The sequence below is a fragment of the Micromonospora sp. NPDC047557 genome (genome assembly GCF_043205095.1).
GTDB lineage: Bacteria > Actinomycetota > Actinomycetes > Mycobacteriales > Micromonosporaceae > Micromonospora.
Map to the genome: position 1 here is coordinate 374,199 of NZ_JBIDDK010000001.1, position 15,402 is coordinate 389,600.

13 protein-coding genes are annotated in these 15,402 nt (G+C 73.5%); 4 read left to right on the forward strand and 9 right to left on the reverse strand.

Annotation, left to right across the window (positions count from 1 at the left end):
• Window positions 1–22: 22 nt before the first annotated feature.
• The 3 genes from ACGGAQ_RS01675 to ACGGAQ_RS01685 all read right to left on the reverse strand — a co-directional run bounded on the left by ACGGAQ_RS01675 (window position 23) and on the right by ACGGAQ_RS01685 (window position 4,236).
• Window positions 23–301, reverse strand: coding sequence for a hypothetical protein (locus ACGGAQ_RS01675; RefSeq protein ID WP_393043640.1), 279 nt, complete (start codon window positions 299–301; stop codon window positions 23–25).
• A gap of 164 nt (window positions 302–465) precedes the next feature.
• A complete protein-coding gene (locus ACGGAQ_RS01680; protein WP_393043642.1) occupies window positions 466–3,009 on the reverse strand; it encodes a bifunctional FO biosynthesis protein CofGH in 2,544 nt (847 codons plus the stop codon).
• 234 nt (window positions 3,010–3,243) lie between these two features.
• Window positions 3,244–4,236, reverse strand: a complete 993-nt coding sequence (locus tag ACGGAQ_RS01685) for a hypothetical protein (RefSeq protein ID WP_393043644.1) — start codon at window positions 4,234–4,236, stop codon at window positions 3,244–3,246.
• A 99-nt stretch (window positions 4,237–4,335) separates the two neighbouring features.
• Between ACGGAQ_RS01685 and cofD the strand changes: the two genes are divergently transcribed.
• Both cofD and ACGGAQ_RS01695 read left to right on the forward strand, forming a co-directional pair.
• Entirely contained in the window at window positions 4,336–5,283 is a 948-nt protein-coding gene (gene cofD / locus ACGGAQ_RS01690) for a 2-phospho-L-lactate transferase (protein ID WP_393043646.1), read from the forward strand.
• Entirely contained in the window at window positions 5,280–6,368 is a 1,089-nt protein-coding gene (locus ACGGAQ_RS01695; RefSeq protein WP_393043648.1) for a coenzyme F420-0:L-glutamate ligase, read from the forward strand. The genes cofD and ACGGAQ_RS01695 overlap by 4 nt, the downstream gene beginning before the upstream one ends.
• Before the next feature lie 28 nt (window positions 6,369–6,396).
• Here ACGGAQ_RS01695 and ACGGAQ_RS01700 read toward each other — a convergent pair whose 3' ends face one another.
• A complete protein-coding gene (locus ACGGAQ_RS01700) occupies window positions 6,397–7,698 on the reverse strand; it encodes an FAD-binding oxidoreductase (protein ID WP_393043650.1) in 1,302 nt (433 codons plus the stop codon).
• 62 nt (window positions 7,699–7,760) lie between these two features.
• Window positions 7,761–9,008, reverse strand: a complete 1,248-nt coding sequence (locus ACGGAQ_RS01705; protein ID WP_393043652.1) for an MFS transporter — start codon at window positions 9,006–9,008, stop codon at window positions 7,761–7,763.
• Between the two features lie 73 nt (window positions 9,009–9,081).
• On the opposite strand from ACGGAQ_RS01705, the gene ACGGAQ_RS01710 reads away from it, so the two are divergent.
• Complete coding sequence (locus tag ACGGAQ_RS01710) at window positions 9,082–9,981, forward strand: LysR family transcriptional regulator (protein ID WP_393043654.1); 900 nt, start codon at window positions 9,082–9,084, stop codon at window positions 9,979–9,981.
• Between the two features lie 31 nt (window positions 9,982–10,012).
• Here ACGGAQ_RS01710 and ACGGAQ_RS01715 read toward each other — a convergent pair whose 3' ends face one another.
• Together ACGGAQ_RS01715 and ACGGAQ_RS01720 are read right to left on the reverse strand one after the other, a co-directional pair.
• On the reverse strand, window positions 10,013–11,011 hold the full coding sequence (locus tag ACGGAQ_RS01715; RefSeq protein WP_393043656.1) for a winged helix-turn-helix domain-containing protein: 999 nt from the start codon (window positions 11,009–11,011) through the stop codon (window positions 10,013–10,015).
• Between the two features lie 290 nt (window positions 11,012–11,301).
• The gene (locus tag ACGGAQ_RS01720; protein WP_393043658.1) at window positions 11,302–12,348 is read right to left on the reverse strand and encodes a hypothetical protein; all 1,047 of its coding nucleotides are present in this window, start codon (window positions 12,346–12,348) and stop codon (window positions 11,302–11,304) included.
• Window positions 12,349–12,450: 102 nt separating this feature from the next.
• Between ACGGAQ_RS01720 and ACGGAQ_RS01725 the strand changes: the two genes are divergently transcribed.
• A complete protein-coding gene (locus ACGGAQ_RS01725) occupies window positions 12,451–13,026 on the forward strand; it encodes an NUDIX hydrolase (protein ID WP_393045611.1) in 576 nt (191 codons plus the stop codon).
• Here ACGGAQ_RS01725 and ACGGAQ_RS01730 read toward each other — a convergent pair.
• Window positions 12,974–14,065: a mannose-1-phosphate guanylyltransferase gene (locus ACGGAQ_RS01730; protein WP_393043660.1), complete on the reverse strand. Its 1,092-nt coding sequence runs from the start codon at window positions 14,063–14,065 to the stop codon at window positions 12,974–12,976. The genes ACGGAQ_RS01725 and ACGGAQ_RS01730 overlap by 53 nt on opposite strands.
• A gap of 63 nt (window positions 14,066–14,128) precedes the next feature.
• Window positions 14,129–15,274 carry a glycosyltransferase family 1 protein gene (locus tag ACGGAQ_RS01735; RefSeq protein WP_354854230.1) on the reverse strand — a complete coding sequence of 382 codons (1,146 nt, stop codon included), beginning with the start codon at window positions 15,272–15,274 and terminating at the stop codon, window positions 14,129–14,131.
• Window positions 15,275–15,402 lie beyond the last annotated feature (128 nt).

Below are 15,402 nucleotides of genomic sequence, written 5' to 3' on the forward strand. Positions count from 1 at the left end.
ATGGCGGGGCGGAGCGTGCGGGTCAGCGCCGGGCTGCGCGCCGCAGTCGGTCCGCCAGGCCGCGGTCGCGTACCTCGATCCGGGATTCACCGACGAAGACGTCCATCGTTCCGGACGCGGCGTCGCGCAGGTGCACGACGATCGGTTCGTCGTCCCGACCTGCCGCGCCCGGCGCGTTCTGCGCGGCCGACAGACCCGGCACGGTGAGTGCGGCGGCGCCGAGGGTGGCGCTGGCCGCGGCGGTCAACGTCTGCCGGCGGGTCAGTCGCGGCCAGGGCCGCTTCCGCTGATCAGTGGTCATGGGCAACCTTTCCGGCGGCGGCGCGTGACGCGCCCGCGGTGACGGACGGGTCCGGTGCCGTCGAGGTGACGCCGCCGGGCCCCTGAGGGAACACCGGCGGCGGTCCTCGCCGCGACCGCCGCCGGCACCGCTTGGTACGGCCGACGGCGGGAAAAGGTTCGACTTCAGCGCGGAGCGTGACCGTACGCAGTCGAACGCTTGCGCGCCGGACGACCGGCGGCCTTCGCGATGGCCCGCAACTGCTCCTCGGTACGCGCCGACCCGTTGCCGGAGCCGGCCATCCGGGAGATGGTCTCCTCCATCAGCGTGCCGCCCAGGTCGTTGCAGCCACCCTGGAGCATCGCCACGGTGCCCTCGTCGCCGAGCTTGACCCAGGAACACTGGATGTTGTCGATTCGGCCGTGCAGCAGCAGCCGGGACATGGCGTGCACCACCCGGTTCTCCCGCCAGGTCGGCCCCGGGCGGGCGATGCCGGCCAGGTAGATCGGCGCGTTGGTGTGCACGAACGGCAGCGCCACGAACTCGGTGAACCCGCCGGTGCGGTCCTGAACGCCGGCCAGCACCCTAAAGTGCGCCAGCCACTGCCCGGGGTGGTCGACGTGGCCGTACATCATGGTGGAGCTGGACCGGATGCCCAGCTCGTGGGCCGTGCTGACGACATCGACCCAGGCGGCGGCCGGCAGTTTGCCCTTGGTGAGCACCCAGCGCACGTCGTCGTCGAGGATCTCGGCGGCGGTGCCCGGGATGGTGTCCAGCCCTGCCTCGCGCAGCTGGGTGAGCCATTCGCGCACCGGCACGCCCGCCTTCGCGGCGGCGGTGACGATCTCCATGGGGGAGAACGCGTGCACGTGCATCTCCGGCACGCGGGCCTTGATCGCGCGGACGATGTCGGCGTACCCGGTGACCGGCATCTTCGGGTCGATGCCGCCCTGGAGGCACACCTCGCTGGCACCGGCCGCCCACGCCTGCTCGGCCCGGTCGGCGACCTGGTCGACGGAGAGCCGGTACGCGTCGGCGTCCCGCTCACGCTGGGCAAACGCGCAGAACCGGCAGCCCACGTAGCAGACGTTGCTGAAGTTGATGTTGCGGTTGACCACGTAGGTGACGTCGTCGCCGACCGCGTCGCGGCGTACGTCGTCGGCGAGCCGGCACAGCTCATCCAGCGCCGGCCCGTCCGCCGCGAACAGCGCCAGCGCCGCGTCGGTGTGCAGGGGATCGAGCAGGGCCGCCGGGTCGCCGGCCGCCAGCCGCAGCCCGGCCGCCAGGTCACGGTCCGCACCGCTGCCGGCCGGCGCCGGGGGTACGCCCGCTCGCCGCGCCGCCGCCTCGGGGGTGACCTTGCCGGCGACCTCGGACCAGTCGCCGTAGACGCTGTCGAAGTCGCCGCGCCGGTCGTCGGTGCGGCCGGTGGTGTCGATGGTGGCGTGCAGGTCGGTGCGCCCGCCGAACGTCTCCTCCGGCTCCTGCCAGGGGCGCCCCTGCGGAAGAGCCGACTCGACCGCCATGCCGGTCGCCGGGTCGGCGAGGGCGTTCACGTGCGGCAGCAGCCGCGGGTCGAGCCACGGGTCACCGGCGCGCACGTACTCCGGGTAGATGGTCAACCGCTCCCGCAGCGTGAACCCGGCCAACTCGGTGTGCCGGGCCAACTCCTCGATCTGCGGCCACGGGCGTTCCGGGTTGACGTGGTCCGGGGTGAGCGGGGAGACGCCGCCCCAGTCGTCGATGCCGGCGCGCAGCAGCAGGTCGTACTCGCCGGCGATGAGGTTCGGCGGGGCCTGGATGCGGGCCTTCGGGCCGAGCAGCAGTCGGGCCACCGCCACCGTGGCGGCCAGGTCGTGCAGTTCCGCGTCGGGCATGCCGCGCATCGCCGTGTCCGGCTTGGCGCGGAAGTTCTGCACGATCACCTCCTGGAGGTGGCCGTACTCCCGGTGCGCGCGGCGGATCGCGAACAGCGCGTCCACCCGCTCGGCCGGGGTCTCCCCGATGCCGATGAGGATGCCTGTGGTGAACGGCACCCCGACCCGCCCCGCGTCCTCGAGCACCCGCAGCCGGACCGCGGGCTCCTTGTCCGGCGAGCCGTAGTGCGGGCCGCCCGGCTCGGACCACAGGCGGGTCGCGGTGGTCTCCAGCATCATGCCCATGCTCGGGGCGACCGGCTTGAGCCGTTGCAGCTCCGACCAGGACAGCACGCCCGGGTTGAGGTGCGGCAGCAGACCCGTCTCCTCCAGTACGGCCACCGCGCAGGCACGCAGGTAGTCCAACGTGGAGTCGTAGCCGCGCTCGTCGAGCCAGCTCCGGGCCGCCGGCCAGCGCTCCTCTGGCCGGTCACCGAGGGTGAACAGGGCCTCCTTGCAGCCCTGCGCGGCGCCCTCCCGGGCGATGGCCAGCACCTCGTCACGGTCCAGGAACGGCGCCGGCAGCCGGTGCGGCACCGTGGCGAAGGTGCAGTAGTGGCAACGGTCCCGGCAGAGCCGGGTCAGCGGAATGAAGACCTTCTTCGAGTACGTGACCACGCCCGGCCGCCCGGCATCACGCAACCCGGCGTCGCGGATCCCACCGGCCGTGCGGAGCAGCTCGTCGAGCGCGTCGCCACGGGCGGCGAGCAGCGCGGTCGCCTCGTCGACGTCCAGCGCGCGCCCGGTCGCGGCCCGGCCCAGGGCCCGCCGCACGCTCGCCTCGCTCGGACCGGAGTGGGTGCGATCAACCATCCGCTCAGCCTATGCGCAGCGCGGGCCCGACCCACCAGACCCGGCCCGCAGCGTGGGAAACCGCACCCCATGATCACTTGATGCGTCGGTGGGCGGGCGGGCACCCCCCGCAGGTCCTTTGCTCTGCTTCAACCTACGCAACACCGCGCGTCCGATATCCGGACGCCGGGCGTTGCCTCGGTTGAAGCAGAGCAAAGGAGGACCCGAACATCACCGGCCCGGAGGACTGACGGCTCAGCGGGGCTGGTCGGGGTGCTCGCCCGGGTTGATGTGTTGGGTGCGGTCGGCGTCGGGGCCGGCCGGGCGCGGGATCGCCTGGGTGGGGTCGGCGGAGGCCGGCTCGGCGGACTGGCGCGGGATCGTCTGGGTCGGGTCGGCCGACGGCGGCTGCCCGAACGGCGGCGCGGGCGGCGCCGACTGCGGGGCGGGGTTGGCCGAGGGCGCTGACTGCGGGAACGGCGGCGCGGACTGCGGGGCGGCCTGGAACGGCGGCGCGGACTGCGGGTGCGGCGGCGCGGACTGCGGGGCCTGGAACGGCGGGGACGGCTGGCCGTACTGGCCGGGGAACTGCGCCGGCGGGTAACCGCCCGGCTGGCCGGCCTGCGGGTATCCACCCGGCTGGCCGGGAGCGGGCCATCCGCCCTGCGGCTGGCCACCGGGCTGACCCGGAGCCGGCCAACCGCCCTGCTGCTGCGGCCAACCCGGCTGCGGCTGGCCGTAGACGCCCGGCTGCGGCTTCGGCTTGGGCACGTAGTAGAACGCCCGCCAGATCGTGAAGACCACCCAGGCGGCCACCGCGAAGACCACCAGCCAGGCGAACCGGGTGAGGACGCCGAGCAACGCGTCGAGGATCTCGGCCTCGGCGAGTCGGCCCACCGTCCAGATCAGCATGGTGAGGGTGCCGAGCACCGCGCTGACCGCGTACTCGCCAAGCGCCACCTGCGTGATCAGCTTCGCCTTCGGCAGCACCGGCGCGATATGGGTGGCCAGCAGGACGGCCAGCAGCGGCAGCGCCACCGACTCCACCCCGATGAACGAGAAGAAGGAACTGCCCGCCCGGCCGGTGAAGTCGGTGTAGTCGGCGGGACTGATCAGCCGGAGCAGCCCCACGAAGAGGAACACGGCGTTGGCGCCGAGCAGGGCGAGCGCACCCAGTTCGCGCAGTGGCTTGGTCAGCTGGCGGGCCTGCGTCGCGTCGGCGGACGCGGGCTCGGCGGGGCTGGTCACGAACTCCCCCTCGGGGCATGGACTGGACAGGGCGCACGTGAGCCTAGTCTCCCCGGGCACCGGCGGACCGGAGGCGTCGCGTACGCGAGGATGGTCGACATGCACATCGTGGTTCTGGCCGGCGGCATCGGTGGCGCCCGGTTCCTGCTCGGCGTCCGGGCGTACGCCCGCGAGGTCGGCGCCGAGGTGACCGCCGTGGTCAACGTCGGCGACGACCTGTGGCTGCACGGGTTGAAGATCTGTCCCGACCTGGACAGCGTCATGTACACGCTCGGCGGCGGCGCCGACCCCGAGCGGGGCTGGGGCCGGGTCGGCGAGAGCTGGACGGTCAAGGAGGAGCTGGCCGCGTACGGGGCGGAGCCGACCTGGTTCGGCCTCGGCGACAAGGACATCGCCACCCACCTGGTGCGCAGCACCATGCTCAACGGCGGCTACCCGCTGAGCGCGGTCACCGAGGCGCTGTCGACCCGGTGGCAGCCCGGCGTACGCCTGCTGCCGGCGACCGACGACCGGCTGGAGACCCACGCGGTCGTCGACGGTGACGAGGGCCAGCGGGCGATCCACTTCCAGGAGTGGTGGGTGCGGTACCGGGCCGACATCCCCACCCACCGTTTCGTCTTCGTCGGCGCGGAGACGGCGAAGCCGGCACCCGGGGTGCGGGAGGCGATCGCCGAGGCCGACCTGGTGTTGATCGCGCCGAGCAACCCGGTGGTGAGCATCGCGCCGGTGCTGGCCGTACCGGGGATGCGCGAGGCGGTGACCGACGGTCCGGCGCCGGTGGTGGGTGTCTCGCCGATCATCGGCGGCGCCCCGGTCCGGGGAATGGCCGACCGCTGTCTCGCCGTGCTCGGGGTCGAGTGCAGCGCGGCCGGGGTGGGCCGGCTCTACGGCCCTCGAGCGGCGGGTGGGCTGCTGGACGGCTGGCTGGTGGACGAGGAGGACGCCGACACGCTGGTGCCGGAGGTGACGGTCCGCGCGATGCCGCTGCGGATGACCGACGAGGCGGCGACGGCGGCGATGGTCCGCGCCGCGGTGGAGTTGACGTGAGGCTGGAGATCCTGCCGGTGCTGGGCATCGGCCATGTGACCGAGGGTGACGACCTGGCGGCGCTGATCGCCACCGCCGCGCCGTGGCTGCGCGACGGCGACGTGCTGGTGGTGACCAGCAAGATCGTCTCCAAGGCGGAGGGGCGGCTGGTCGACGTCCCGGCGGACGGGCCGGAGCGGCTCGCCGCGCGCGAGGAGGTGCTGGCCGGCGAGACCGCCCGGGTGGTGGCCAGCCGGGGCCCGACCCGGATCGTGCAGACCCACCACGGCTTCGTGATGGCCTCCGCCGGGATCGACGCGTCGAACGTCGACAAGACCCGACTGGTGCTGTTGCCGGTGGATCCGGACGCGTCGGCCCGGGAGCTGCGCGCCGCGCTCCGGGAACGGTACGACCTGGATGTCGCCGTGATCATCAGCGACACCATGGGCCGGCCCTGGCGCAACGGGCTGACCGACGTGGCGCTCGGGGTGGCCGGGATGCCGGCCATCCGCGACCATCGGGGCGAGGTGGACCCGTACGGCAACGAGCTGCACCTGACCCAGATGGCGGTGGTGGACGAGCTGGCGGGCGCCGGCGAGTTGATCAAGGGCAAGTGTGACCAGGTCCCCGTGGCCGTGGTGCGCGGCTACCTCCCGGCCACCCGCGCGGACGACTCCGACGGCGCGCGGGCGCTCATCCGTGATGCCGCGCAGGACCTGTTCTCGCTGGGGACCGCCGAGGCTCGGGCGGCCGGGCTGGCCGAGGCCGCGACCCTCGCCGAGGCGATCGGCCCCGAGCCCGCCGACCCGGCCGCGGTGCGACGGGCACTCGACGCGGTCGCCGAGGTGGTCACCCCCGGCACGGTCTTCACCCTCGTCGACGAGGCGGAGGTACGCGCCGGCCTGGTCGCCGAGGTGCCGGGCTGGCCGGCCGACGCCAGCGCGCTGGTGCTCGGCACCGCGCCGGCGCCGGTCGACCCGATGGACCTGGTCCGCTTCGGCGCCGACCTGCACCGGCTGCGCGTCGCCCTGACCGCCGAGGGTGTCCGGTCGACGCTGCTGCCTCCGCCGGCCGGCAGCCCGGCCAGCGCCGCGCTCGCGTTGTAGGAAGGGCGCGGCAGCCGTGTCTTCCCCGTCAGGGGAGGACGGGGAAGTTGCTGCGGAAGGTGTTGTCCGGGTCGTGGCGCAGCTTGACGTGGCGGAGCCGGGCGAGGGTGGCGGGGGTGAAGACATCCCCGACCGTCTCACCGGGGTTCAGGAAGGTCAGTGGCTTGCGGCCGCTGATGGGCAGGGCATGGGCAAGGGTGCGCTGCCGGGCGGCCACCGCGTCGGCGGTTTCGGGAGTCGTCGGGATGCCGAACTGGTAGAGCGCGTACGGCTCGGTCAGCGGGCCGTGCGGGCTGTCCGAGGGGCGGGCGAACGCGCCGCCCAGATGCCGGATCTGCACACTGAGCAACGGGGCGATGGGTTCGGCGAGCAGCGTCGCGGCTGCGGCGTCGTCCAGCGCGGTCAGCAACTCGCCGCGGGACAGCCCCGGCCCCGGATCGGTGGGTTCGGCGGTGATGGTCCCGAGTTCGGAGACCGACATCATGCGCCTGCTGTCGGAGATCGGCTCGGGTAGCTCACGCAGAGGGCCGAGCAGGTCCTCGCCGTCGCCCTCGGTCCCCAGGTGGGTGACGTCGATGGCGACCATCGGTTCGGCACCGGGAAAGTGCAGCAGTTCCAGCCAGAGGGTCAGCTCGTCCGGCGCCGACGCGGTGATCAGTCGGTACGCGTCGACGACCTCGGCGGCGTGCGCCACGCTCCACAGGACCCGTCCACCGTAGAGGTGCGGCGCGGGATGCAGTGTCGTCTCCAGCGCGGTGACGATGGCGAAGTCTCCACCGCCGCCGCGCAGTGCCCAGAACAGGTCGGCGTCGTCGTCGGCCGTGACGTGTCGCCGCCGACCGTCGGTGTCGACGATGTCGAAGGCGGTGACGCTGTCGGCGACCCAGCCGTGGGCGCGGCCGAACCAGCTCAGCCCGCCGCCGAGAGCGACACCGGCCACACTGACCACTGGGGAGCTGCCGGGCAGCCCGGTGAGGCCGTACGCAGCGGCGGCGGCCTGCATCCGGCCGGACGATACGCCGGCCCCGACACGGGCCCGGCGGGCGACGGGATCGATCTCGATACCGTCCAGCCTCGCGGTGCGCAGCAGGATCGTCCCGTCGGTGCGACCGGTCGCCCCGTGTCCGTTGGGCTGGACGGTGATGCCGAGTCCGGCCGCGCGAGCCTGGTGGACGAGTCCGGCGACGTCGTCGGCGTCGGCGGCCTCGACCACGGCCGCGACCGGTTGCCGCACCGCCAGGTTCCACGGACGGCGAGCCTTGTCGAAGTCAGGTTCGCCGGGCAGCAGGACCCGGCCACGGATGGAGCGCAGATCGGGCAGAGCAGTCATCGCGTACCTCTCGGTGGTTTGGGTGTAACGGCGGTTGGCGGATGGCCCGTCGCTGCCGACGGTCATCGTCGTGCCATCCGGTCGTGGCTGTCGGTGGCGTTCGTGGCGAAGCGGTCCCGGGTGTTCCGTTCGTGGACCGGAAACAGCCAGGGACCGGCGATGAGTCCGGCGGCGATCTGGGCGACACCGGTGACGGCCAGGGTGGGACCGACGCCGACCAGGCCGATGACCGCGCCGCCGGTGAGCAGGCCGACCGAGGCGGCGCCGTCGTGGACGAGGCTCTCGGCGGCGAAGGCCGCACGCCGGTGTGCGCCCTGGGTCCGGGCGGTGATCAGGCGGTTGGTCGCGGCGATGCCGATCGGCATGGCGAAGCCGCCCAGCGCGGCCAGGGCCGCGACGAGGGCGAGCGACGACGTGGCGCTGGGCAGGGCGACGAAGGTGGCGCCGAGCAGGATCCAGCCGGTGGCGGTGGCGGCCAGCGGCGCCAGCCGGGGCGCGAGCGTCGACGCGACCACGGCGCCGGCCAGCGAGCCCGCGCCGTAGCCGGTCATGCCGGCCGAGACGAGCAAGCCGGGGCGGGCGGTCTCGGCGCCGAGGATGGCCAGCCCGAGTGTGAAGGCGAACCAGGTGAGACCGCCGACGCCGGCCATGACCACGACACGGCGTATCTCCGGGTGCCGGGCCAGCACGTGCCGTAGCGCGGGCCCAGTGGAGGCGGCCTCGCACACCGGGGTGGATGCGGTGCCGCGGACGGTCAGCAGCAGAGCCGCGCCCAGGGTGACGCTCGCCGCCTCCGCCCACAGCAGGGGGAGCGGGCCGCCGACGGCAAGTACCGCGCCAGCCAGTGGCGGCGCCAGGATCATGGTGCTTCGGTGGACGAGGTCCTGCCAGGCCAGCATCCGTGCCGCCATCTCGGGCCCCGCGTCGTCGCAGAGGTCGGCGAGCAGTGCGCGTTGTCCCGGCCCGCCCAGCGCCGTGGCGCCACCGGTGACCAGGCCGGCGGCGACGAGGTGGAGTGGGCCGATCGTGCCCAGCACCGCGGCTACCGGAACGACGAGCAGGCCGAGCACCTGGAACGCGAGCACTGCGGCGAGGGACCGCCCGTTGGTCAACCGCTGCCGCAGGCTGCGCCCCCACCAGGCCGAGGTGAGCACGGGCAGCGCGATCGCGCCGCCAGCCAGGCCGGTGGTCCAGGCCGAGCCGGTCTCGGTGAGAGCGACGAGAGGCAGCGCGACAGCCGTGGCGCGCTGCCCCATCCAGGTGACGAAGGTGGCGGCCAGCATGGCGGAGACATCTCGACGGGTGTTCACGGCTTCGATCCTGAAGCCCCACCGGATCCCCTGGTAGGTGGCGAATCGGCACTGCCGCTCATAACCTGGGCATATGAAGTCGGTGCCCTCTGTTGATGACCTACGGCTCGTGGAAGCGCTTTCGCGGCACGGGTCGATCGGGGCGGCCGGCCGAGAATTGCGGATCAGCCAGCCGGCCGCGAGCAACCGGCTCGCGGCCCTGGAGCGGCGGATCGGCGAGCGCCTCTTCGACCGGGACACCACCGGGGCGCGACCGACCCCGGCCGGGCGGGCGCTGGCCATGGAGGCGGCCCACGTCCTCGATCACCTGGAGGCGGTCTTCGACCGGACGCGCGCCGCTGCCCGAGGTGAGGTGCTGCGCGTGGGCACCTTCCCCAGCCTGGCCGCATGGCTGTTCCCCGCACTCGCCAGGTTGCTCCGGGACGTCACAGTGCACCAGGTCACCGACCACGGCGACCGCCTGGTGGAGTGGGTCGGCGAGGGCTCCCTCGACGCCGCGTTCGTCACCATCGCCGACCAGCTTCGGCTGCCCGCGACGGCGACCGCGTCCCCCGTGGCCACCGACCGGCTGGCAGTGCTCACCCCACCGGGGTTGCGGCTCGCCGCCGGCCGCCGGCCGCTGGCCGGCCTCGACGTCGTGGCGCACACCTACGACCCGTCCGCCGACGCTCTGCACCGGCGGTTGTCGGAACTGGGCGCCCGGCCCCACCCGGCGGCGACCGGCGAGACCGCGGTACGGATGGCCCGGCTGCTCGGCTGCCCGGCTGTCCTGCCGCGCGGGCTCGCGATCGCCTACGCGGCACCTGACGAACGGGTCACGGTGGCACCGGTGCCCGCGCGATTCACCCTCTTCCTGGTCACCCGCCGCCCCCAGCCACCGGTTCTGGCCACGGCGGCTGGTGGACTCGCCGGGCTGCTCGGACTGGAACCTGCCGGCGGTCCTCAGTCGGCGACGGCGACTGCGGAAGCCTGAGCGCGGAAAACCCCGGTCACGCCTCGCCGCGTCACGCGTCCAGCATGGCCCGGCCCAGCGGGGTCAGCGTGTGCAGCACCGTGTTGCGGTCGCGGTGACTGACGAGCAGGCCGGCGTTGCGCAGCACCGTGGCGTGCTGACTGGCCGCCGCCGGTGAGATGTTGAGCCGGCGGGCCACCTCGCCCGTGGTGCAGCCGTCGTGGCTGGCCTCCAGCACCGCCGCCCTGGTCCGGCCGAGCAGTGCGGCCAGCGAGTCGCGGCCGGCACTCGACACGGCCAACGCGTCGCCGTCGGTCCCGGCGAGCCCGCCCAGCCGGTCCACCGGATAGACCAGCACCGGCGGCAGCGCCGGGTCGAGCAGGGCGACCGGGGTGTCCGCGCAGAAGAACGACGGCACCAACAGCAGCCCTCGACCGTCCAGGTGCAGCTCCCGGCTGTGCGGGTAGTCGCGAACCTCGAGCACCCCGCTGTCCCAGCGCATGCGCGGGCGGAGACTGGCCAACAACCCTTCGACGCCGCCGTCGAGCAGAGCCCGCGCGCGGCGGGTGCGGTCCGCCGCCACCGCCGACTGGATCCGGCTCCAGTACGGGCCGATCGCCAGCGACCTGTACTGCTCCATGGAATCGGCGAGGTGGCGCAGTGTCGCCACGTCACCGCGGGCCAGCGCGGCGGCCGAGGTCGGCAGCTGGTTCTCGGCGGCCAGCAGGGTCATATCCCGCTGGAGCAGCGGGCTCGGTGTGCTGCGCACCGCTTCCAGCCCCGCCTCGAAACCCTCGACGCTGGCGTACGGGGTGAGGAAGTCGGGGAAGTAGCCGCGCGGCGGGTTCAGTGCGAAGAGCAGTCGGAGCTGGTCGGAAGCCACGTCCTGGCGCAGCCCACGGGTCACGGTGCGCCGCCATGTCGACGTCAACGGATCGCGGTTGCGGCCCTGCAACACGTGCAGGCTGAGGACCAGCTCCCAGACCGGGTCGGCCGCCGGCGCCACCCGGGTCCGGAGAATGTCCTCGCCGGAAAAGTGGATCTTCAGCATGGAGCGCTCCCGTGTCGCCGACAGAGGGATGCCGAGCGACCGTTCGACTCTACCCGGCCGGCAGTAATCTCCATCTTTAAGCCTGGACTGAAAAACCTCGACGTCCCCGGGGCAGGTTAGGCATGCTTCCAGTGCCCGAGCACGGCACCGACACGTCATAGACGTGAGCGGTGTCGGGGCACCGGGGACCGGGGAGGGACCGGTGATCGGGCGGCACCACGAGGGTCTGCGGCCCTTGCTCCGCAGAGGTGCCGTCCGGTCATCCCGCCGACGCAGTGCGCCTGCCCCGCTCAGCCGACCCAGAGCGCGACCCGATGGTCCTCGTCCGTGACGTAGAACGGCCGACCGTCCAGCTCGGCCAGACCCTCGACGTGATGGAACGGCGCCAGGTCGGCCATCTCCTCGCCGACGAGCCGGCACGCGTCGCCCGTCCGCCCCGCCGGGAACCGGAACCGCACGTGCCGGGACGTGGCAGCGCCCCCGCCCGGATGGTCGTCGAGCAGCACCGACCCCTTGCCCAGCGCGTCGATCGAACCGATCACGGCCGCGTATCCGCCGTCCGGCGTCGGCGCGATCGCCCGGAAGCCGGTCAGCTCGCCCTGCGGGGTCACCCCGGTCACCGCGTACGCCCCCAGCGCCCGGGGCCACACCGGCTCCGCGGCGAACATGCCCGGCACGCCGGACACCTCCACCAGGACCGGCTCCCCGGCCTCGGTGACCGGAAAACGCAACCCGAGCAGCGCCGTGCCGGACGGGGTGAAGGCCGCGGCCTCCACGTTCACCGGCAGGTCGTCCGGGGCCAGGCGACTCACCCAACTCTTCGCCCGGCTGGTCCCCCGGGCGAGGGTCTCCACGATGAAGCGGTCACGCACCCGCTTCCCCGGCGGCAGCAGGGTCAGCGGCGACGCGGCGAGGGCGTCGTTCACCGCGCGGTGCAGCCGGAACCGATTGCGCACCACGTGCACCGGCAGCGTGGCGGCCGCCGCGTCGTCCTCGCGGAACCGGGCCACGAACGCCCGACGGGGGCGCAGCGGGCCGGCCTTCGAGCCGAAGTGCGAGCCGAAGACGTACACCCAGCCGTCGTGGTGGGCGAGGGCCTCACCGTCCTCGGTCCGGCCGTTCTCGACCCCGGCGTCCGCCGTGACGTGCCGGGCCGTCCACTCACCGTCGTCCAACTCCAGCAGCAGGGCCAGGCAGCGCTCCACCGGGCCCTCGTCCAGCACGGTCCAGAAACCCCGCCGAGCACCGTACGACCGCAGCAGCGCGGACGATCGCACCGGCAGCAGATCGCTGGCCTCGTTGCCGGCCACCACGAATTCGACGAGTCGCAGGGTCACCGCGCCAGGGTACGGAGGGCGCGCTCGTACAGTGACAGGGTGCCTGACACCGCGCTCACCGGACCCGCCGTCGACCCCACCGATCCCGCGTCGTACGCGACGCTGCACGCCGACGCCGTCGCGCTGCTGGAGGGCTGGCAGCCGACCAGCCCGGCGGCGGCCGACGCGCGGGACCGGACCCTCACGCTGCTCGCCGCCGGACCGGTGGCGATGACCCGGCAGCACCGCCCCGGCCATGTCACCGCGAGCGCGCTGGTGCTGGACCCGACCGGCGCACGGGTGCTGCTGTGTCTGCACGCCAAGTTCGGCCGCTGGGTGCAGCTCGGCGGGCACTGCGAGCCGGTCGACCAGACCCTCGTCGGCGCCGCGCTGCGCGAGGCCACCGAGGAGTCGGGCATCGACGGCCTGCGCATCGACCCGGCGCCGATCGACATCGACGTGCACGAGGTGCTCTGCCAGGGCGGGTCGCGCCACTACGACGTCCGGTTCGCCGTGGTCGCCCCGCCCGGCGCCGTCGAGCAGGTCAGCGACGAGTCCGAGGAGCTGGGATGGTTCCCGCCGGACCGGCTGCCCGAGCCGTTGGCGGGCGGGACGGCGCAACTGGTCGAGCCGGCCCTCGCGGCCCTCAGACGTAGCCCTCTTCGCCCCGCTCCTTCAGCTCGTCGACGAGGAGCTTGACGTCCTGGGCCCGGTCGCGCGGGCAGACCAGCACCGCGTCCGGAGTGTCCACCACGATCAGGTCGCGCACACCGAGGACCGCCACCAACCGGCCCGATTGCGGCACCACCACCAGATTGGCGGTGTCCCGCAGGAGCACGCCCGGCTTGGCGTCGGTGCCGAGCACCACGTTGCCCGCGTCGTCGGCGGGCAGCACGTCACCCAGGGTGTGGAAGTCACCGACGTCGTTCCAGCCGAAATCGCCCGGCACGGTGGCGACCCGACCTGCGGTGGCCGCGCCCTCCATCACCGCGTAGTCGACGGAGATCTTCGGCAGCGTCGGCCAGACCGTGCCGAGCACGTCGTCCTGCTCAGGGGTGCCCCAGGCGGCGGCGATCGCGGTGACCCCCGCGTGCAGCGCCGGCTGCTGGCGGGCCAACTCGGCGAGGAACACGTCCACCCGCCAGACGAACATGCTCGCGTTCCACAGGTGCCGGCCCGAGCGGACGTACGCCTCGGCGACCTCGGCGGCCGGCTTCTCCTTGAACTCGGCCACCTGGCGCCACGGCGTGCCCTCGGTCTCGTCGCCGGTCTCCAGGTAGCCGTAGCCGGTCTCCGGCCGGGTCGGGGTGATCCCGACCGTCATCAGCATGCCCTGCTCGGCCCCCCGGACCGCCTCCTGCACCGTGCGCACCCAGCTGTCCGGGTCGCGGATCAGGTGGTCGGCCGCGAAGCTACCCATGACCGCGTCCGGGTCACGCTGCGCGATCACCGCCGCGGCCAGCGCGATCGCCGCGCAGGAGTCCCGGGGGGACGGCTCGACCAGGATGTTCTCCTCCGGCAGCCCGGTCAGCTGCCGGGCGACCGCCGCGACGTGCGCGGCACCGGTGACCACGAGGGTCCGATCCGGTGTGGTCAGCGGCGCGAGCCGCTCCACGGTCGCCTGGAGCAGCGAGGCGCTGGTACCGGTCAGCGGGTGGAGGAACTTGGGGTGGCCGGCGCGGGACAACGGCCACAACCTTGTGCCGCTGCCACCTGCCGGGATGACCGCATAAAGCATCCGCACATCATGCCCGACGCATCCGCCCGCAGTGGCACGGGTCACCACGAGAGGCCCGAAGGGTCACGACCGGGCGCGACTCCAGGCGGCGATGTGCACCTCGGCGCTGGATTCCCAGGTGAACTCCTTGGCCCGGTCGAAGCCCGCCTTCGCCAGCGACAACCGGCGCTGCTCGTCGTCGAGCAGGGCCGCCAGATCGGTGGCGATCTGGCCCGGGTCCTCCGAGGTGTACGCGACCGCGTCGCCGCCCACCTCCGGCAGCGACAGCCGGGGGGTGGTCAGCACCGGGGCGGCGCACGCCATCGCCTCCAGGATCGGAAGGCCGAAACCCTCGCCGTACGACGGGTAGGCGGCGACCAGCGCGCCACCGAGGAAGCCGGGCAGGTCGGCGTAGCGCAGGTAGCCGGGGCGCAGCAGCCGCAGGTGGGACGGGACCTCGGCCACCGCCCGGTCGATGTCGTCGTCGTGCCCCTGCCCGCCGGCGATCACCAGGGCCGGCGGGTCGACCCGGTCGGCCACCGCGCGGGCCCAGCCGCGGATCAGGTTGGGCACGTTCTTGCGCGGCTCCTTGGCGCCGAGGAAGGCCACGTACGTGCTGTTGCCCAGCCCCAACCGGGCGCGCACGCGGGCCTTCTCCTCCTCGCTGGGCGCGTGGAAGGCGTCGTGGTCGACACCGTGGTAGGCCACGTCGATGCGGGTCGGGTCGGCGTCGAGCAGCCGGATCAGCTCGTCGCGGGTGGCCTTGCTGGGCACGATCACCCGGTTGGCGCGGCGCATCGAGGTCTTGATGGCGCTGCGGAAGAACGTGCGGCGGGACTTGTCGTAGTGCTCCGGCTCGGTGAAGAACGTCGCGTCGTGCACGGTGACCGTGACGGGGCACCCGGCCCGCAGCGGGCAGGTGTAGAAGGGCGAGTGCAGCACGTGCGCGCCGACCTGCTGGGCGAGCAGCGGCAGGCCGGTCTGCTCCCAGGCGAGCCGGGCCGGGCGGTGCGCCACGGCGGCCGGAGCGGGGATGATCTCCGCGCCGGGCAGCATCCGGGTGTAACGCTCCAGGTCGGTGCGGAGGCTCACCACGGCCAACTCCACCCCCGACCCGCACACCTTGCCGAGGGCACCGAGCAGACCGTCGACGTATCGACCGACACCACCACGGTCGGCGGGGACACTCGTGGCGTCGATGAGCACGCGGGGCGGGCGACCGGCGGTCACGGGGCGACTCCTTGAGGGTGGGTCTGTGGGGAACAACACTCCGGGGGTAAAGCCTACGCCGGAGTACGGGGCCGACGCTGACTGCGACCCGACGGTACGCCGACTTGTCATCGTCATCGAGTACGGGC